Source organism: Bradyrhizobium sp. USDA 4341 (genome assembly GCF_054063755.1).
In genome coordinates this window covers 413,643-430,884 of sequence record NZ_JBSSGO010000002.1, presented here as the reverse complement: position 1 = coordinate 430,884, position 17,242 = coordinate 413,643, and the positions used below count along the sequence as shown (strand labels likewise).

The following is a 17,242-nucleotide window of genomic DNA, read 5'->3' as shown; positions in this document are numbered from 1 at the left end:
TGACCCGATGGGCCCTGCCCCCTACACAGCGCGGGCTGGAGCATGATCCGGAGCGGTTAAAAGCCTGCGTCCGGAGCCGATGTTCAGGTGAGTGAGCGCGTAGCTCAGGCGGTAGAGCACGTGACTTTTAATCATGGGGTCGTGGGTTCGAGTCCCACCGCGCTCACCAATAAATCCAAGCATCTCCGACATTTGAGACGACCGGGGACGCCGCACTTCTCTGCTCGGGGACGCTAACACGTCTTATGGGTAAGAACGACCCGCCCGGCGCGAACCGGCCGGCCTTGGTCATCGGCCCGTGGCACAGGCCGTGCAATTTGCTTGCTGCTGGGGATTTCAGTGTCCCAGTTCAGGAAGAAAACGCCGCCGGGCGTGTATTTGTGAGACCGGCGGCGTCTTTTTTTGGGATTAGCGCGACCTAAGCCCCCAGAAGGCAATGAGCAGCAAGGCGCAAGCGCCCAGTCCCATCAGCGATACGACGGCTTCCAGCATCATGGCCGAATCAACTCCGCCCGTTAGGCAGCATGCGCGCGAGCGGAGTTTTTGTCGTCGTCAAAGGCGATATAGTCGCCTGCCAACTAAGGTTCGAGCGGTGTCATTCGAGGGGTAGAGCGAGCGACGGCAGCGACTTATTGGCCTGCCCGCAACCTGTTCGTCCCTTGAGAGGCAGAATCGAAGTTGAGCTGGCCACGGCCACCGCAGTCGTCGACCGGCTCATGAATTGGGCCAGATTGGCGTCCGATGACCACTCCACATAACCAACGACTGCAAGGGCAAGCGCTGCTACGACGAGAACGCCGAGCACCGAAGCGGTCGCTACTCCGGGCCAGCTTTCGTTGCTGAATGATGGCATCGCGATTCTCCGACAGGGGTTTGCCGGTCGTTAGACCGACTCGCGATTTTCAAATGTGAACGGCCTTACATCTCACGCGCACTTGATGCTGAGGCAAAGCCTGAGACCGCGTGGGTGATACCCGGCGGCTGCACAATGAAAAACGACCCCGACGCGGGGAGCATCGAGGCCGCTTATTTGACTCCCAGCGGTCGGGGTTGGGCATTGGTAACCTCTGGAAGCAAATGATGACGCTTTCGGTTGCCAATTGTTCCCGTCCCGTTTTCCGGCAACGGCGAACCGCCCCGACGCGGGGACCGTCGAGGCCGCTATTTAATGCTCCCGTTGTCGGGGGCGAGTGACCGTAGAAACCCGTTTAGGATCCCTGAGCGTGCCTTGCGCGTTGAGCCCCCATCAAGGGGCTGAACCTGGAGGTGGGTTATGTGCGACGTTCCTCGGGATATACAAAGAAAGTTCGAGCGGCGGTGGGCCGCTAGATTTGCGCGGCCAGCGGAAACGCGCCGGCCCGAAAGGCATCAATCTCGAAAGCCGGATCAACCCGTCGCCGCTCCCCTCAAAACCCAGAGAAAAGTCCGCCCAAATGAACCGGCGGCCCCAGTTCGTTAGCCTACTCTCAGATTCTCCGCCGACGTTTTGCCCCGGTTTTCTCTCTCTTCGTAGCTAACCTTGGCGCCCTCGTTGAGACTGCTCAGCCCTGCCTTCTCAACGGCTGAAATATGTACGAAGACATCCTTGCCCCCGTTGTCGGGTTGAATGAAGCCATAACCCTTCGTCGAATTGAACCACTTCACTGTACCTGTCGCCACGCCGGCTCTCCTCCTTGAAATAAGCGACGGCAGCCTAAGTCGGTAACGCAGCCGGCTGCAAGGAAAACCGGCCGAGCATGAATCGGCGGCCTGTGTTCCTCGCCGAAAAACGATGTCGATTCTTCATTCGATTGGGCTGGCTAGGTGAGGCCGTTAGCAGATCGGCAAGCAGGTCGGCCGCAGGCTTCCCGGAAGGACGGGGCCGGTTTGGGGAACGTCTTACGGTCACGTTTCGGAGGAACTGGCGCGCTGCCCTGCCCGCCGGCTCCTCAATTTCGAGAACTTGCCGCCGCCGGGACAAACCATTTCGGGCCCGGCGGCGTACTTTTCAAATCCTGGCGGTCGGGCAGACAACCTGGAAGCGGCTTGTCGAGTAGGCCGGCGACCGGCACCGCGAGCGCCCGGCCTTCGAGCGCGCCTTTCGCGTACCCACGTTGCCGTCCCACTCGAAATGGACGACCGCCGACGCCAATGGCCTGTATTCCCTCGACCATCGGTCAAGGCCATCTGCGCGCAGCTATGTCGCGCTAAAAACGAAACCCATGAGCAACAGCGCCAGCAGAACAGTTGCTCCTGCTACCATGTTTAGCACTTTGCCTGTTACTCGCGGCTTCGCGGGTCGGTTCATAGCTTGTCAGCCCGGGAACTGCGGCTGAATTAGCGATGCAATCATCACGGCCGCGATCAGTAACGCGGGCGCGCAGCTCACTCCGGCAGCCAACCAAAGCTCTGCATCGCGAAAGATCTGGTAATCATCCTGCATGGACGGTTCTCCATCCGTCTTGGTCCGAAAGAAGTGGCCCCAGCGAGGGGGGCAAGCTGAGGCCAAGTTTACACTTGGGTTATCCCAGCGCCGTTGAGGCAGCAGGTCGGCACTGGACCACGACAACCATTACCGAACGCGCTTCGTTCCTGTTCTCAGTCGATCGACTCCGCGCACAACGGAAACAGCCTCAGCGTTGGGGAACAACGCTGAGGCCGTCATCTTCCTATGCTATCGTCGACCGCCGATTGCCGCGAAATTCAGCGGCCGTGCTGGGCCTGTAAAAATACGAAATGAAATTGCCTGCCCATGTCTCGGATGATTCCGAGCGATTGAGGTTCCGGAAATAACGTGTGTGAATCGCGGTGAAAAAATGCCGCGGCGCCGCGCTCAAGGGCCACCTTGAAGTTTCGTTGCAGATTGCAACGAAACCAGCTCGGTGATCTTGATCCGCACTGTCGCTGCGGCGCGCTACCACCTTTGCGCGAGGGATTAGCCTTCCCGCGGTATCCGCCGGCTAGTTCAGAATCGCAATTGCTGCGGGCATTTGTCGATTTACGATGTGCCCAATCGTGCAGATTGGCCGACCAACCCCACACACCGACCATGCATCGCGCGATGAGGGATCGCCGCTCCAGCCCAAGGAGCGACGGTCCCGCCCAATCGCGGGGGAGCTGCCCGCCAGCCATCTATGGATTATGTCCATCAAGCGAAGCGCGATGTCGTGAAGCGACCGAAGCGAACGCCGATCAAGTTCTCTTCGATGAGCACTCACGGCTCCACCGTCAGGGGCAGCTCGCCCTGATCGCCCGTCCAGTCGATGATATCGAGCGGGAGCCCTCGCTTCAGCATCTCGGCCTCGAGACTGCCGGCGTGCCGTTTCCATTCGGGCGTTGAGCGGACCCGAAATTTTGGCTCTTCGCCGTTGGCCTCGAATTCATCGTCGGCTTTGAGCGCACCGCGGATGGCTTCGTACATCATCTTCAGGCTGGCGTCGGTGAAGGCGCCGTAGTCCATCGGTCGTCTCCCTCAGCACTCTCGGAACGCAAAAGGCCGCCACGGAGCTTGTCGTGGCGGCCTTCTGCATAGCGGCCCATCCAGACGGCCCAAGGGGAGCGTGAGTGAGTCGAGTTAACGAAACGTTGTTGGTGCGGTGGCGGCATCCCGGCAACAAGGCCAGGATCATCCGCACGGCGTCGCAGCCGTGCCGGCCCGGCCGCTCGTCAGAGCCTCAGGCATCGAAACAGTTGGGCGAGCGCCGTGTTGGCGGATTGTGCGCGCCGTTCGAGGATTTCGGCCGCCGTGGCGTAGTTGCGAGCAAGGATCTGGAGCGCGCGTCGAGCATCCGGCAGCGTGGACTGCTTGGCCATCTCCAGGCACTGGTGCTCGAAGTAGCGAAGCTCCTCAAGTTCGGTCATTGCGATTCGTCCGATTTCATCTGCATCTTCGAACTCAGTGCGCCAACGACCTAGTGAAAGTTTGGCAAGATTGTTGCGGACGCGGGATGATCTGGTCGGAGTGTTGCTGGAGGCGCGATTTGATAATCACTGCTCCGTGACCAGTGCGGTGCGCGCTACGCGGATCGACAAGCACGCCCGATCGCTTCAGTATGCGTGAGTCTTGCTTGGGACGCAGCAACGTCTTGACCGCAGTGTTGGGGCATCTTCGCGCGGATTGCGGTGGTGAGGCATTTGGTGGCGTGGTTGGCGCAGGCCCGTGGCCGGCGTGTCCTTGAGTTGGCATTGTTGTATCAGATGAAGAAACGCGATTGGGCCTTCGTGGCCGCCTGTGTGGCCGCCGCGGTGTTGTTCGGTGTCTGGAGTTTCCAGATGGGGATCGCGTTTCATCGCTCCCGGCAGGGCTCAACCGATCTCTCCAGCTCGCACCGGCGTAGCCAGAACGGCTCTTCCGCGAGTAGCCCTGCCCGGCCCGCGGCCGACGACAGCGACGAACAGGCCCGAAAAGCCGCGATAGGTGGCACAATTGCGTTCCTCATCGCCGCATCGCCTCGATCTAAGCCCATGCCAGGCCCGCGACGACAGCGGGCTCATCATCGTCGGTCCTCGCACCGGTGAGGCGTCTGCGGCGCACGCTGTCCTTGGCGCGACGATGACGCGTGTCAAACCGGCGTAGCGCCATCGGCACACGCCGCGCGAGGCCTTGAGCGAGCTCGATGGCCTGTCTCACGACGGCCATCACGATCGCCACGCGCGCGAACAGGCCGATCAGGAAGATCATCGAGAAGACGTCGATATAGGCCAGCACATCGCCGACCAGCATCAATTCGGGAGGAAGCGGAATCCGGTGCAGATAGGCACCGATCACGATGACGACCGGGATCAGCGCGATCAGCTTCCGCAACGTCAGCCGATCCAGCAGGGCCGCGAGCTCAACGACCAGGACCTGCCAGAGCCAGTCGCCAAGCGCGGCCGGCTTCTCGATCGTCCAAGTCTGCCAAAACGTCTGCCACAACTGCCGCCAGTTCCGTTTCCACATCGCAGCGTCCGCATCCTCTCGAGCGCAATACCGGTGGCTACGGCTTCGACGATGCCTCGCTGCCGTCGCCCTCGACCGCGGCGCCTTGCACATCAGCCGAATCGGCCGACGGAAAGATGCGCTCGTAGTTGGCCCGGGCCTCGCGAATCAGACGCGCGCGCTCCAGTTCAGACTTCGGGATGAACCTGATGATCTCGCCCATGTGCTCTCCAACGCAGGGTGAATTCTCCGACCATCGGCAATGCAACCATCATGCCTGATGGCCGCCCGGCCGACATGCTCGTACCGCTTAGCGGGGGGCCCGCGGCGATATCCGCTGCTGGCTGAACGCAACCCGGGGATTGATGCCGCAATAGGCATCGCGGCCTGACGCCGACGCCTGGCACTGCTCGTAGGTCTGGTAGCCGCAATAGCCGGGATATCCCTCATCCCTGCCCTGGATGCACCAGGGATAATCATAGGGATCGGCCGCCGCCGGCTGTGCGGAACCGACAATCCAGCTCGTCCCGAGCGCCGCGAACGCCAGAATTGCCAAATTCGACCTGCGCATGATCCTGCTTCCTTCTCGATCGGCACCCAGCCGTTGATTTAGGTACGCCGGGAAGATCTGCGAGGTTTCCGCTCACCGCCTCAAGAAGGTGTGACCCGAGCACGGAGGAGCGCATCGGAAGCCAGGGCGCTCCGGATGGGCTGGGGACCAAACAAAAAACACGAGGCCCGGTGTGCCTAGGAGCCCGGGCCTCGTGTCTGATGTCCCCCGCCTCAGTGGCGGATCAGGCGTTGTGATTACGCGAGCTTGTCCGCGCGATCCATCCCGGATGACTACGGGGGTCAGGCGCGCGCAGACTTCACTTGCTGTAGCTGTAGAACCCCTGCCCGGTCTTGCGGCCGAGATGGCCGGCATCGACCATCTCCTTCAGCAGCGGCGCCGGCCGGTATTTGGGATCGTTGAAGCCGGTGTAGAACACCTCCATCACCGACAGCATGGTGTCGAGCCCGATCAGGTCGGCAAGCGCGAGCGGGCCGATCGGATGGTTGCAGCCGAGCTTCATGCCGGCGTCGATCTCTTCCGCGGTCGCAATGCCTTCCTGCAGCGCGAAGATCGCCTCGTTGATCATCGGGCACAGGATGCGGTTCACTGCAAAGCCCGGGCTGTTCTTCGCGGTGATCGCGACCTTGCCGACACGCTTGGCAAAGGCTTCGGCCTTGGCGACCGTGTCGTCCGAGGTCTGCAGGCCGCGGATCAGTTCGAGCAGCGCCATCACCGGGACCGGATTGAAGAAGTGCATCCCGATGAAGCGGTCGGGACGATCGGTCGAGGCCGCAAGGCGGGTGATCGAGATCGACGAGGTGTTGGTCGCGACCAGCGCGCTCGGCTTCAGCCCGGCGCAGAGATCCTTGAGAATCTTGACCTTCAGCTCCTCGTTCTCGGTGGCGGCTTCGATCACGAGATCGCAGGCGGCAAGCTTGGACTTGTCGGTGGTCGCGTTGATCCGCGCGAGCGTCGCGTCGCGATCGGCCGCCGTCATCTTCTCCTTGGCGACCAGGCGGTCGAGACTGGACCCGACCGTCTTGAGGCCGCGTTGCACCGCCGCGTCCGAGATATCCACCATGGTCACGGCAAGCCCCGCCGCTGCGCAGATTTGCGCGATGCCGTTGCCCATGGTTCCGGCGCCGATGATGCCAACCGTCTCGATCATTGTGTCTGTCCCTTCTCGTCGCTTGCGCCGCCGCGCGGCCGCATCGTCAAAAACGGCGAACCCTTGAGGTCCGCGGGTGGCGCATGCATAGCAGTCCGGCCGAACGGCCGATACAGGAGGCGGCGGTATCCTGGTGGGGTCTATTCCGGGCGCGGCGGGATGGATCGCCGTGGCGGGACGGCGGCGCGCGGCGGCAATTGGGTGCGCGGCGGCTCGGCCGCGCGCGACGGCTCGAGCACGCGGTTAAGCCGTACGATCCACCAGGCGAACCGGCCGTAGCTGCGGCGCAGCGCCGACCCACATCCCTCGTCGATGTCCTGGTCCCGATCCATGCCGCTCTCGTTAACGTCGATCCTTGAAGGAACGGTGTGACGCGATCATCCGCTGCGCCAGCCGCCGTTAGGAATTTGGCAACTATCGGCGCGCAGGCTGAAGGCTCAGTGCCGGTAATCTCCCGGATTGCACAGGGCAGACCCCGCGCCGCAGCATCGCCATGGCGGCGCGACTCGCTTTTAATTGATCGAATTTTCCGCCGGATGCCGCGACATAAGGACGTTAGACGACGAGGGCTACGCCCATGCTTTCTGAAAAATTCTTTTTGGTTCTCGAGACATTGCTCAACGGCCAGACCCATTCCGACGGAAGCCCGCGTGTGGTGAGCACATCGCCCCACGTCCCGGTCAAGCTTCCGCAGGAAAGCCAGCCGGAACGCAAGCTCCCTCGCTAGGCTTCGTGCCGCGAGCCGGCCTGATCGATCGCCGCGACGAGCGAAGCCGATCGTCCGTCTCGCGCCCGTGATCCAGCTCATAGTCAGTGCAGGTGAGCCGCGCTACACCACTCCCGCAACGAAGTGGTGCCGCCGTGAACGATGAGACCGACAGCAAGACCGATTTCGGGAGCATCGCCGTCGCGATCTGCGTCGCCGCCTACGCAGCGATCATGCTCGCCTATCTCGCCCAACACGATCTCGGCCTGACCGCCACGCAAACGCGTCATCTTTCGATGATGGCCGCGCTGTTCCTCGCGCTGCCGATCGCACTGGATTTCCTGCGCACCGGCCCCGGCAAGGCGCGGTGAGCCGGGCAACGGCGCGCCTGCCGCATCCGATCTCCCCTGCCGAACACGCGCCTGGGCAACATAGCGCTAGGTGAAGCGACGCGAATCAGCGTTACTTTGCAACTGATCACCTCGTGGGATTTGGCTGCATGACCCAGCCCAGCGTCCTGGATCAGAAGATTTTGGATCAGAACATTCGCGAGCTGCAGGAATGGCTCCGCAGCGCCTGGCAACAGCTTGCGGACCCCTCGCTCACCACCTTCTCCCGACGCGAACTGCGCAACCAGATGAAGCAATGCAACGCCGATTTGCGCGTGCAGCTGCAAGCCGCTTCCAAACAGATGCTGAGTCAGCCTTCTGCATCGGGCAAGACGTTCGTCCGACCTGAGCTGCGGATACTCGCCTAGGAGCGTTTTCCAGCGCAGCGGATTGCGGCTCGTGCGAAGAAAGCGCCGCGCTGCCACGAACGCGGCGCGCCAAAATGCCGCGATCTCCTGCTGCATGCGCGCCATACGCACGCTCTGCTTGTGCAGGGGCGCCCGACAAGGCACAGCAAAACGGCCCCGGTATGCCTATATAGGGCGTCGCAGAGCGGCTCATGCCGCCAAACCTCAGGGACTCCCGTGTTATATCTGGAACTTGCGATCGTGGCGGTCTTGATCGTCGTCAACGGTCTGTTGTCGATGTCCGAGCTCGCGATCGTCTCCTCCCGTCCGGCGCGCCTTGCCGCGCTGGTCGAACGCGGCGTCAACGGTTCGCGCCGCGCGCTTGCGCTGGCCTCCGATCCCGGAAAATTCCTCTCCACGGTGCAGATCGGCATCACGCTGATCGGCGTGCTGTCCGGCGCCTTCTCGGGCGCGACGCTGGGCCAGCGCCTCTCGCAATGGCTGTTCGAGCTTGGCGTGCCGGCCAACGTCGCCGACGCTGCCGGTGTCGCCATCGTCGTCGGCGTGATCACCTATGCCTCGCTGATCGTCGGCGAGCTCGTGCCGAAGCAGATCGCGCTGCGCGATCCGGAGGCGATCGCGGTGCGGGCCGCGCCGGCGATGACGGTGATGGCAAGATTGTCGCTGCCGGTGGTGTGGCTGCTCGACCGCTCCGGCAAATCGCTGCTGTGGCTGTTGGGCCATCGCGAGGATGCGCAGGACCGCGTCAGCGAGGACGAGATCAAGACGCTGGTGGTGGAAGCCGAAAACGCCGGCGTGCTGGAGCCCGGCGAAAAGGAGATGATCGCCGGCGTGATGCGGCTTGGCGATCTGCCGGTCGGCGCCGTCATGACACCGCGCCATGAGGTCAGCCTGATCGACCTCGCCGCGCCCGCGCCCGAGATCCTGGCGACGCTGCAAAAGAGCAGTCACTCGCGCTGTGTGGTGTTCGACGGCAACCGCGATCATGCGCTCGGCATCGTGCAGGCCAAGGACGTGCTCGACGTCTACCTCGCCGGCCAGACGCCCGACATCCGCGCGCTGACGCGCGATGCGCCGATCATTCCGGAGACCGTCGACGCCCGCGACGTGGTCGCGATCCTGCGCGACTCCGCGGTGCATATCGGCCTCGTGCACGACGAATACGGCACCTTCCAGGGCGTCGTCACCAGCGCCGACATCCTCGAGGCAATCGTCGGCGCCTTCCATACCGAGGAAGGCCCGGCCGAGCCCGCCTATGTCAGGCGCGACGACGGCTCCTATCTGATCTCGGGCTGGATGCCGGCGCTCGAGTTCAGCGAACTGCTCGGCATCGTGCTGCCCTCGCCGCGGCCCTACCAGACCGCCGCCGGCTTCCTGCTGCATGCGTTCGGCGCGATCCCCGATACCGGTGCGAAAATCACTGCGCAGGGTTGGGACTTCGAGATCGTCGATCTCGACGGCCGGCGTATCGACAAGGTGCTGGCGAGCAAGCAGCCGGCGGCCTGAGGTTGCCAGCCGGCCGGCCTGTTGATAACGGGCAGCACAACGAAACCGGCGACCGCGGTGTGCTATCGGCATAGCGGCAGCCCAAGCAAATCCCGCGTAACCCCCACGGAATTGATCCCATGCGCCTTACCCTCGTCGGTTCCCGCCATTTCGGCGTGACGACCTTGAACATGCTGCGCGAGCACGCCGTCGAGATCGCCAGGGTGGTCGTCCATGACGGCGAGGACCGGCTGGCGGCAGCCGCCCGCGCGGCCGGCATCGAGGTCGTGGTCCAGGCCGATCCCAAGCTGGTGACGGCCGCCGAGATCGCGCCGGGCACCGACCTGATCGTCACGGCCCACAGCCACGCCCGGGTCAGCAAGGAGGCCCTCGCCGCGACCAAGTTTGGTGGCGTCGGCTACCACCCGTCGCTGCTGCCCCGCCACCGCGGCATCGCGGCGGTGGAATGGACCATCAAGGAAGGCGATCCGATCGCCGGCGGCAGCATCTATCACCTCGCCGACCGCATGGACGCCGGCGCCATCGCCGCCCAGGACTGGGTGTTCGTCAAGAAAGGCGAGACCGCTCGCGAATTGTGGGAGCGTGCGCTGGCACCGCTCGGCCTGCGCCTGCTCGGGGAGGTCATCGACTACGCGAAGGCCTTCAAGACCCTGCCGGCCAAGCCCCAGGATGAGCAGTTTGCGACCAAGGCGCCTAACCTCAGCCCTGACAAGCACTAACCCGCAGCTTGGTATCCAGATACCTTGGATAATCAAACGACGGAACAAATTCTTCGTTCCCGACCCGGAACCAGATTCACTATGATGTGTTTGAGTTCACAGGAACATTCGGGGCTCCCGCGACGCAGCAAATTTTGAACACATTGTGACAGGATAAGCCGCGTCATCACACGAAATGACAGGGATTTGATTCATGCGTTCGATCCGCATTCGCGACCTGATTTTGGTCACTTCGGTCGCCTCGGCTGCCGCCCTCACCGCTGCTCCCGCCTCCGCGCAGCAGCCTTATGACGGCCTCTGGAACGTCACCGTCGTCACCAAGACCGGTAGCTGCGAGCCGTCGTCCAGCTCCACCCTGACCGTTTCGGAAGGAAAGATCACCGCGCCCGGCGCGACGATCTCCGGCACCGTTGGCAGCGGGGGCCTTGTGCGCGTCTCGATCAATGGTGCATATGCGAACGGACAACTCAGTGGCAACTCCGGATCGGGGAAGTGGAATGGGGCATCAGCTGGCGTACCGTGCAGCGGCCGATGGGAAGCATCCCGTCAATAAGATCACCAGCGTATCGAGTTTCTTCGCCATCGCGCGGCGGCCAGCATTTGCAGCCGCCGCGTTTTTCGTGACCGCATTGGCAAGCACCGCTGGCCATGCCCAGTCCGGCCCGTTCGCCGGCATGGCAGGCACTTGGTCGGGCGCCGGCTCGGTCACCCTCGACGACGGTTCCAGCGAGCGGATCCGCTGCCGTGCGACCTATCACGTCGGTGGGCCCAGGATGACCATGAGCCTCACCTGCGCCAGCGACGCCTACAAGTTCAACCTGGCGGCCGACGTGGAGGCCGAGGGCAGCGCGGTCACCGGCTCCTGGAGCGAGTCCAGCCGCAATGTCAGCGGCGACCTGCGCGGTCGCGGCGGCGGCGGCAACTTCCAGGTCGTTGCCAGCGCGCCCGGCTTCAACGCCGACATTTCGATGCGCACCAGCGGCAACAAGCAGTCCGTCACGATCAGGGCCGACAGCCAGTTCCGCGGCGCCAACATCACCCTGTCGAAGTAACCAATCGACACGCCGAACGAGAAAAGCCCTCGGGTCATCCCCGAGGGCTTTTTGCTGGCTGCGCGGCAACCACCGCACGCGCGTCTCGACGCTAGATTCTTGTGTTGGCGCGTTTTCTTTACGCGAACCGGTATCCACTTCGCTCGAAAACGCTCTACGCGGCGGGCACGAACGCGGTGACCTCGATCTCGACCTTGGCGCGCTGATCGACCAGCCCGTCGATATAGAGCAGCGTGGACGGCGGGAAATTGCGTCCGAGCGTCTCCTTCCACGCCGCGCCGATACCGGCGCCCGCGGCCTCGTATTCGCTGCGGCTGGTCAGGTACCAGGTCAGGCGGACGATGTGCTCGGGACCGGCACTGGCTTCGTTCAACAGCTTGATGATGCGCCTCAGCGCCGTGCCGACCTGGGCAGCCATCTCGGGTGCGTACTCGCCCTTCTCATCGCCGCCGGTCTGCCCCGCCAAGACGATCCATTTGCCGGGCGCGTCGAACGCGACACCGTGCGAGAAGCCGCGGGGTTTCGACCACTCGGCCGGTTGCAAGATACGCATGAGCAGATCCTCCTGATGTGATTATTCCCGCCCTGCTTAGCAGAGATCACGCGGTTGACGCACCACGCATCGGCAGAATTGCGCGTTGCAAATTCACATCGGCTCGCCGATACCGGGAATCCCTCCTCATCTCATTCCCGTCATGGATCGCACGCCCTCAAAGACCCGCGCAGCACTGTGGATGTCCGGTTGGCTCGCGCTGATGCTGATCGTGGCGGTGGCCGGCCGCGAGGCGACGCGCGAGGTCAACGTCTTCCAGCTGATGGCCGTGCGCGGCGTGCTCGGCTTCGTGATGCTGTATCCGCTCGTCCACATCAATGGCGGGCTTGCGATCGTGAAGACCGCGCGCGTGCACTTGCACATTGCGCGCAACCTGATCCATTTCTGCGCGCAGCTTGGCTGGTTCTATGCGTTGACACTGATCCCGATCGGCCAGGTGGTCGCGATCGAGTTCACCATGCCGATCTGGACCGCGATCCTCGCGGCGGGCTTCCTCGGCGAACGGATGACATCCTGGAAGGTCGTCGCGATCGTGCTTGGCCTCATCGGCGTCATCGTGATCGTGCGGCCGGCGACCGGTGCGATCAATCCGGGCCAGCTGATCGCGCTTGCCGCGGCCATGGGCTTCGGAGTCTCGATCGTCGTGGTCAAATCGCTGACGCGGACCGAGCAGGCGCTGACGATCATCTTCTGGATGCTGGTGGTGCAGTCGCTCGCCAGCATCGGGCCTGCGCTCTATGTCTGGACCTGGCCGCCGCTCTCCACCTGGGGCTGGCTTGCCGTGATCGCATTCTGCGGCACCTTCTCGCATTACTGCATGGCGCGCGCCCTGCTCCACGCTGATGCGACCGTCGTGATCCCGATGGATTTCGTCCGGGTCCCGCTGACCGCGATCGTCGGGTGGCTGATTTATGCCGAGCAGCTCGACGCCTATACGGTGCTTGGCGCCGCCATGATCCTGGCCGGCAACCTCCTGAACCTGAAGCCCGCTGCAAAGGTGTCGGCGCGCGCAAGATGACGGCCGCGCAGCGCTACACCGCTGCGGCTCGACCACAAAGCCCGGGGATCATCCCGGGCCTGCCTGCTTCGAAAGCGTGCTACTTCCCGGCGGCCTTGCGCAGCGCCGCGTTGATGCGGTCCTGCCAGCCGGGGCCGCCCTCCTGGAAATATGCCAGCACGTCCTGATCGATCCGCAGCGTGACCTGCTCCCGGACGCCGGGGACCGGGACGGCCGCAGTCTTTGGCAGCGCATCCGCGACCTTGGTGGTGGCCCGTTTGAACGCCGCCTCGGCTTCGCTGCGGGCATCGTTCAGGGTTCGCGGTCGTCTCGGCTGGTCGGCCATGTCCTAGATTCCTTCAAACAGCACCGTCGAGAGATAGCGCTCCGAGAATGACGGCACAATCGCCAGGATGGTCTTGCCCGCAGCCTCCGGCCGCTTGCCGATCTGCAAGGCGGCCGCGATTGCCGCCCCCGACGAGATACCGCCGGGGATGCCTTCGTTGCGCGCCAGCGCGCGCGCGGTCTCGATCGCGGTGGCGCTGTTGATCTTGACGATCTCGTCGATCACCGAGCGGTCGAGGATGTCAGGGATGAAGCCCGCGCCGATGCCCTGGATCTTGTGCGGCGTATGCTGGCCGCCCGACAGCACCGGGCTCTCCTCCGGCTCCACCGCGACGACGCGCAATGACGGCTTGCGCGGCTTCAGCACCTGCCCGACGCCGGTGATGGTGCCGCCGGTGCCGACGCCGGCGACGAAATAATCGATGTTGCCGCCGGTGTCGTTCCAGATCTCCTCCGCCGTGGTGCGGCGATGGATTTCGGGATTGGCGAGGTTCTTGAACTGCTGCGGCATGACGGCGTTGGGGGTCGTGCGCACGAGTTCTTCCGCGGTCGCGATCGAGCCCTTCATGCCCTGCGCCGCCGGGGTCAGCACGATCTCTGCGCCAAGGAAGGCGAGCATCCGCCGCCGCTCGATCGACATCGATTCCGGCATCACGAGCTTCAGCCGATAGCCGCGCGATGCCGCGACATAGGCCAGCGCAATCCCAGTGTTGCCCGAGGTCGGCTCGATCAGCACGGTGTCGGCGTTGATGATGCCGGCCTTCTCCATCGCCACGATCATCGCCGCGCCGATGCGATCCTTCACGCTGGCCGCCGGATTGAAGTATTCCAGCTTGGCGAGGATCGTCGCGTTGACGCCGCTTGCCTGCGGCAGTCTGCGCAGCCGCACGATCGGCGTCGAGCCGATCGCATCGACGATGGAGTCAAAGACGCGGCCGCGTCCGGGTTGCACTGCACTCGTTGTCGACGGCGCGTCCATCAAGCGGCTCCTGCTGCGGGATATGCTGGAAATATGCGGTCTTCTCTCATTAGAAGCAGCGCATCATGACGCGCAAGTGAGAAACCGCCGAGACGCAAATTCGTTGCATTGCAAAAACTAGAACCTGCGCAAATAACGTAAAACCTACGCATTTGTGTTGCGACAAGGTCAAACAAATGCGTCTATATACTTTGGTAAGGTGCAGCTCAGAACGCAAAGGAGGTCACATGCCAGCTCTCGCTGAAGTTCTGTCGACCGCAGCGTCCAGGCCCGATCCGCGCGGCAGCGATTTGCCGACCTGTCCTGTGTGTGCTGACTCCATGGTAGCGGCAGAAGCGTCCGCGTACCTGTTCGACAATTTGATCAGCTATCTCTGGACATGCGACAATTGCGGTTACGGGTTCGTGACCAAGCACACGGTGAAACCGATCGTGTGCAACTGATCACACAGCTCACCTCGGAGCGATGTCACCGCGCGCCCAACCGGCGCGCGTTTTCGTTTTGAATTCCTCGAAGGTGCCGTTTGCCACCGCGTCGCGAATGCCCTGCATCAGCTCCTGGTAATAGGCGACGTTGATTTCGGACAGCAGCATTGCCCCAAGTGTTTCGCCGGCACGCACCAGATGGTGCAGATAGGCGCGCGAGTAGCTGCGCGCCGCGGGCCACATACTCTCTTCATCGAGCGGACGCGGATCGTCGATGTGCCGGGCGTTGCGTAGGTTGATCTGCCCGAACCGGGTGAACGCCATGCCGTGCCGCCCGTTCCGGGTCGGCATCACACAGTCGAACATGTCGACACCGCGCGCCACCGCCTCCAGAATGTCCTCCGGCGTGCCGACGCCCATCAGATAGCGCGGCCGATCGGACGGCAGCGCCGGCGCGGTCTCCTCGATCATCGACAGCATCACCGCCTGCGGCTCGCCGACCGCCAGCCCGCCGATCGCGTAGCCGTGAAAGCCAATGTCGGTCAGCCCGCGCGCGCTGGCGTGGCGGAGATCGGGGATGTCGCCGCCCTGGACGATGCCGAACAGCATGTAGCCGTCCGGCGCGCTCTCGAATGCACGCTTGGAGCGTTCGGCCCAGCGCAGCGACAGCTGCATCGCGCGCTCGATGTCGGCGCGCTCGGCCGGCAGCCGCACGCACTCGTCCATCTGCATCGCGATGTCGGAGCCGAGCAGCCGTTGCACCTCGATCGAGCGCTCCGGCGACAGTTCGACCTTGGCGCCGTCGATATGCGAGCGGAAGGTCACGGCCTTCTCGGTCACCTTGCGCAGCTCCGAGAGCGACATCACCTGGAAGCCGCCGGAATCCGTCAGCATCGGGCCGCCCCAGCCGGTGAAGCGCTGCAGGCCGCCAAGCCCCGCGATCCGCTCGGCGCCCGGCCGCAGCATCAGGTGATAGGTGTTGCCGAGCACGATATCGGCGCCGGCATCGCGCACCTCGCGCCAATGCATGCCCTTCATCGCCCCGGCGGTGCCGACCGGCATGAAGGCTGGCGTCCGGACGACGCCATGCGGCGTGGTCAGGCGCCCGGTGCGGGCGGCGCCATCAGTGGCCAGCAGTTCGAAATGATTGGGAAGATTCATGCGGCTGCTTATTGCGTGTCGCCGGTGCGCGATCAACCCGTCGGGTAACGGCCTCCGCGCGACTTCGTGATCGCCAGCGGCCGGACGGATGCTTGCCCCGGAACGGCCCTTCCGTTAAACAAAACGAAACCGTATCGTTTTATGTCGAGAATAAGGCGGCGGATCGTTCCCGCCGCGACTGCAATCCGCGTGAAACCTGACTGGCCGAGATGTTCCCACCCTGCAGCGCCCGGCCTGACGGCGTCCGCCATCGGATGACTACCGCTCATGCGATCCGGCAAGCGGTGCTGCTGTGCGGGCTCGCCTTCGCGCTGGCGGCCTGCAGCTCGCTGCCGCGTATGCCTTACACGGCTGCCGACGCCGCCAATTCGCGGGTGCTCGATCTCGACGGGCTGCGCCGCTACGCCGACGAGCCGGCGTCCAAATTCCGGCTCGAGAAGAGCGACCGCGCCCCGATCAAGACCTATCTCGCCCTCTCCGGCGGCGGCGCCGACGGCGCCTATGGCGTCGGCGTCCTCAACGGCTGGACCGCGGCCGGCAACCGTCCGAACTTTTCGGTCGTCTCCGGTGTCAGCACCGGCGGACTGATCGCGCCCTTTGCATTCCTCGGCCCGCGCTATGACGACACGCTGAGGGAGGTCTACACGTCGGGGATCGCCGAAAGCCTGCTGCAGGACCCGAGCCTGATGCGGGTGCTGTTCGGCTCCGGCCTGTTCGGCAACAAGCGGCTGCGCGAGCTCGTGGCCCGTTACGTCGGCCAGGACATCCTGAGCGAGGTGGCGCGCGAAAACGCCAAGGGCCGAAAGCTCCTGATCGTCACCACCGATCTCGACACCCAGCGCACGGTGATCTGGGACATGGGACGGATCGCCGCCATCGGAACCCCCGAGGCGCTGCAGCTGTTTCGCGACGTGATGGCGGCCTCAGCCAGCATCCCGCTGGTATTTCCGCCGATCATGATCGACGCCGAGGGCCAGGGCCGCCGCTTCCAGGAGATGCATGTCGACGGCGGCGTGACTGCGCCCGTCCTGACGCTGCCGGACGCACTGCTGTTTCGCGAACGTGCCTGGCCCGCCGATGGCCGCATGAACATCTACATCCTCGTCAACAAGAAGCTCGAGGGCAACTTCGAGCTGGTGTCGAACTCGACGATCGACGTCGCCTCGCGCAGCATTTCCGCGATCACCCAGGCGCAGACGCGCTCGGTCATTCTCTCGACCTATGATTTCGCCCGCCGCAACCGGCTGGGCTTCCATCTGTCCTACATCGAGCGCGACTATCCGGCGCCGGAAACCCAGGGCTTCGACACCGCCTATATGCGCGCGCTCTACCAGCACGGCTACGAGAAGGCCGCCGCGGGGCAGGCCTGGACCGCGACGCCGCCCTGAGCGGGCCAGCCCCCCGGTACCACCGAATGGACGAAT

Annotated in this window: 23 protein-coding genes and 1 tRNA gene; 10 read left to right on the top strand and 14 right to left on the bottom strand. The window is 63.9% G+C overall.

What is annotated here, in order from left to right:
* Positions 1 to 93 precede the first annotated feature (93 nt).
* Positions 94 to 169: transfer RNA gene (locus tag ACVIGB_RS07825), tRNA-Lys, on the top strand.
* A gap of 426 nt (positions 170 to 595) precedes the next feature.
* Here ACVIGB_RS07825 and ACVIGB_RS07820 read toward each other — a convergent pair.
* The 10 genes from ACVIGB_RS07820 to ACVIGB_RS07775 form a co-directional block, all read right to left on the bottom strand.
* A complete protein-coding gene (locus ACVIGB_RS07820) occupies positions 596 to 853 on the bottom strand; it encodes a hypothetical protein (protein WP_143046575.1) in 258 nt (85 codons plus the stop codon).
* A gap of 602 nt (positions 854 to 1,455) precedes the next feature.
* A complete protein-coding gene (locus tag ACVIGB_RS07815) occupies positions 1,456 to 1,659 on the bottom strand; it encodes a cold-shock protein (protein ID WP_092114124.1) in 204 nt (67 codons plus the stop codon).
* 634 nt (positions 1,660 to 2,293) lie between these two features.
* Positions 2,294 to 2,422, bottom strand: coding sequence for a hypothetical protein (locus tag ACVIGB_RS07810; protein WP_456723161.1), 129 nt, complete (start codon positions 2,420 to 2,422; stop codon positions 2,294 to 2,296).
* Positions 2,423 to 3,193: 771 nt separating this feature from the next.
* Complete coding sequence (locus tag ACVIGB_RS07805) at positions 3,194 to 3,439, bottom strand: hypothetical protein (protein ID WP_456723162.1); 246 nt, start codon at positions 3,437 to 3,439, stop codon at positions 3,194 to 3,196.
* 206 nt (positions 3,440 to 3,645) lie between these two features.
* A complete protein-coding gene (locus tag ACVIGB_RS07800; protein WP_092114120.1) occupies positions 3,646 to 3,840 on the bottom strand; it encodes a hypothetical protein in 195 nt (64 codons plus the stop codon).
* 595 nt (positions 3,841 to 4,435) lie between these two features.
* Positions 4,436 to 4,918 carry a hypothetical protein gene (locus ACVIGB_RS07795; protein WP_456723163.1) on the bottom strand — a complete coding sequence of 161 codons (483 nt, stop codon included), beginning with the start codon at positions 4,916 to 4,918 and terminating at the stop codon, positions 4,436 to 4,438.
* A 37-nt stretch (positions 4,919 to 4,955) separates the two neighbouring features.
* The gene (locus tag ACVIGB_RS07790) at positions 4,956 to 5,120 is read right to left on the bottom strand and encodes a hypothetical protein (RefSeq protein ID WP_456723164.1); all 165 of its coding nucleotides are present in this window, start codon (positions 5,118 to 5,120) and stop codon (positions 4,956 to 4,958) included.
* An 87-nt stretch (positions 5,121 to 5,207) separates the two neighbouring features.
* On the bottom strand, positions 5,208 to 5,468 hold the full coding sequence (locus tag ACVIGB_RS07785) for a DUF3551 domain-containing protein (protein WP_092114117.1): 261 nt from the start codon (positions 5,466 to 5,468) through the stop codon (positions 5,208 to 5,210).
* 298 nt (positions 5,469 to 5,766) lie between these two features.
* Positions 5,767 to 6,747, bottom strand: coding sequence for a 3-hydroxybutyryl-CoA dehydrogenase (locus tag ACVIGB_RS07780; protein WP_456749368.1), 981 nt, complete (start codon positions 6,745 to 6,747; stop codon positions 5,767 to 5,769).
* 11 nt (positions 6,748 to 6,758) lie between these two features.
* Positions 6,759 to 6,950 (bottom strand): hypothetical protein, encoded by a 192-nt coding sequence (locus ACVIGB_RS07775; protein WP_456723165.1) that lies wholly within the window; start codon positions 6,948 to 6,950, stop codon positions 6,759 to 6,761.
* Positions 6,951 to 7,479: 529 nt separating this feature from the next.
* Here ACVIGB_RS07775 and ACVIGB_RS07770 point away from each other — a divergent pair.
* From ACVIGB_RS07770 to ACVIGB_RS07745, 6 genes are all read left to right on the top strand, one after another.
* Positions 7,480 to 7,695 (top strand): hypothetical protein, encoded by a 216-nt coding sequence (locus ACVIGB_RS07770; RefSeq protein ID WP_092114112.1) that lies wholly within the window; start codon positions 7,480 to 7,482, stop codon positions 7,693 to 7,695.
* 128 nt (positions 7,696 to 7,823) lie between these two features.
* On the top strand, positions 7,824 to 8,081 hold the full coding sequence (locus tag ACVIGB_RS07765; RefSeq protein ID WP_456723166.1) for a hypothetical protein: 258 nt from the start codon (positions 7,824 to 7,826) through the stop codon (positions 8,079 to 8,081).
* A 216-nt stretch (positions 8,082 to 8,297) separates the two neighbouring features.
* Positions 8,298 to 9,587, top strand: coding sequence for a hemolysin family protein (locus ACVIGB_RS07760; RefSeq protein ID WP_092114108.1), 1,290 nt, complete (start codon positions 8,298 to 8,300; stop codon positions 9,585 to 9,587).
* Between the two features lie 119 nt (positions 9,588 to 9,706).
* Positions 9,707 to 10,306, top strand: coding sequence for a formyltransferase family protein (locus ACVIGB_RS07755; RefSeq protein ID WP_092114106.1), 600 nt, complete (start codon positions 9,707 to 9,709; stop codon positions 10,304 to 10,306).
* Between the two features lie 193 nt (positions 10,307 to 10,499).
* The gene (locus ACVIGB_RS07750) at positions 10,500 to 10,859 is read left to right on the top strand and encodes a hypothetical protein (RefSeq protein WP_244549451.1); all 360 of its coding nucleotides are present in this window, start codon (positions 10,500 to 10,502) and stop codon (positions 10,857 to 10,859) included.
* Entirely contained in the window at positions 10,804 to 11,358 is a 555-nt protein-coding gene (locus ACVIGB_RS07745; protein WP_456723167.1) for a hypothetical protein, read from the top strand. The genes ACVIGB_RS07750 and ACVIGB_RS07745 overlap by 56 nt, the downstream gene beginning before the upstream one ends.
* 154 nt (positions 11,359 to 11,512) lie before the next feature.
* Here the strand turns inward: ACVIGB_RS07745 and ACVIGB_RS07740 are convergent, their stop codons facing one another.
* Positions 11,513 to 11,911, bottom strand: coding sequence for a RidA family protein (locus ACVIGB_RS07740; protein WP_456723168.1), 399 nt, complete (start codon positions 11,909 to 11,911; stop codon positions 11,513 to 11,515).
* A 142-nt stretch (positions 11,912 to 12,053) separates the two neighbouring features.
* Here ACVIGB_RS07740 and ACVIGB_RS07735 point away from each other — a divergent pair, with 142 nt between their 5' ends.
* Complete coding sequence (locus ACVIGB_RS07735; protein WP_456723169.1) at positions 12,054 to 12,929, top strand: DMT family transporter; 876 nt, start codon at positions 12,054 to 12,056, stop codon at positions 12,927 to 12,929.
* 79 nt (positions 12,930 to 13,008) lie between these two features.
* On the opposite strand, the gene ACVIGB_RS07730 is transcribed toward ACVIGB_RS07735, so the two are convergent.
* Together ACVIGB_RS07730 and cysK are read right to left on the bottom strand one after the other, a co-directional pair.
* Complete coding sequence (locus ACVIGB_RS07730) at positions 13,009 to 13,254, bottom strand: BrnA antitoxin family protein (protein ID WP_092114100.1); 246 nt, start codon at positions 13,252 to 13,254, stop codon at positions 13,009 to 13,011.
* Positions 13,255 to 13,257: 3 nt separating this feature from the next.
* A complete protein-coding gene (gene cysK / locus ACVIGB_RS07725) occupies positions 13,258 to 14,232 on the bottom strand; it encodes a cysteine synthase A (RefSeq protein WP_092114098.1) in 975 nt (324 codons plus the stop codon).
* 227 nt (positions 14,233 to 14,459) lie between these two features.
* Between cysK and ACVIGB_RS07720 the strand changes: the two genes are divergently transcribed.
* Complete coding sequence (locus tag ACVIGB_RS07720; RefSeq protein ID WP_092114096.1) at positions 14,460 to 14,675, top strand: hypothetical protein; 216 nt, start codon at positions 14,460 to 14,462, stop codon at positions 14,673 to 14,675.
* Positions 14,676 to 14,684: 9 nt separating this feature from the next.
* On the opposite strand, the gene tgt is transcribed toward ACVIGB_RS07720, so the two are convergent.
* Positions 14,685 to 15,818 carry a tRNA guanosine(34) transglycosylase Tgt gene (gene tgt / locus ACVIGB_RS07715; protein ID WP_456723170.1) on the bottom strand — a complete coding sequence of 378 codons (1,134 nt, stop codon included), beginning with the start codon at positions 15,816 to 15,818 and terminating at the stop codon, positions 14,685 to 14,687.
* A 254-nt stretch (positions 15,819 to 16,072) separates the two neighbouring features.
* On the opposite strand from tgt, the gene ACVIGB_RS07710 reads away from it, so the two are divergent.
* Positions 16,073 to 17,206: a patatin-like phospholipase family protein gene (locus tag ACVIGB_RS07710; protein ID WP_456723171.1), complete on the top strand. Its 1,134-nt coding sequence runs from the start codon at positions 16,073 to 16,075 to the stop codon at positions 17,204 to 17,206.
* Positions 17,207 to 17,242: the final 36 nt, after the last annotated feature.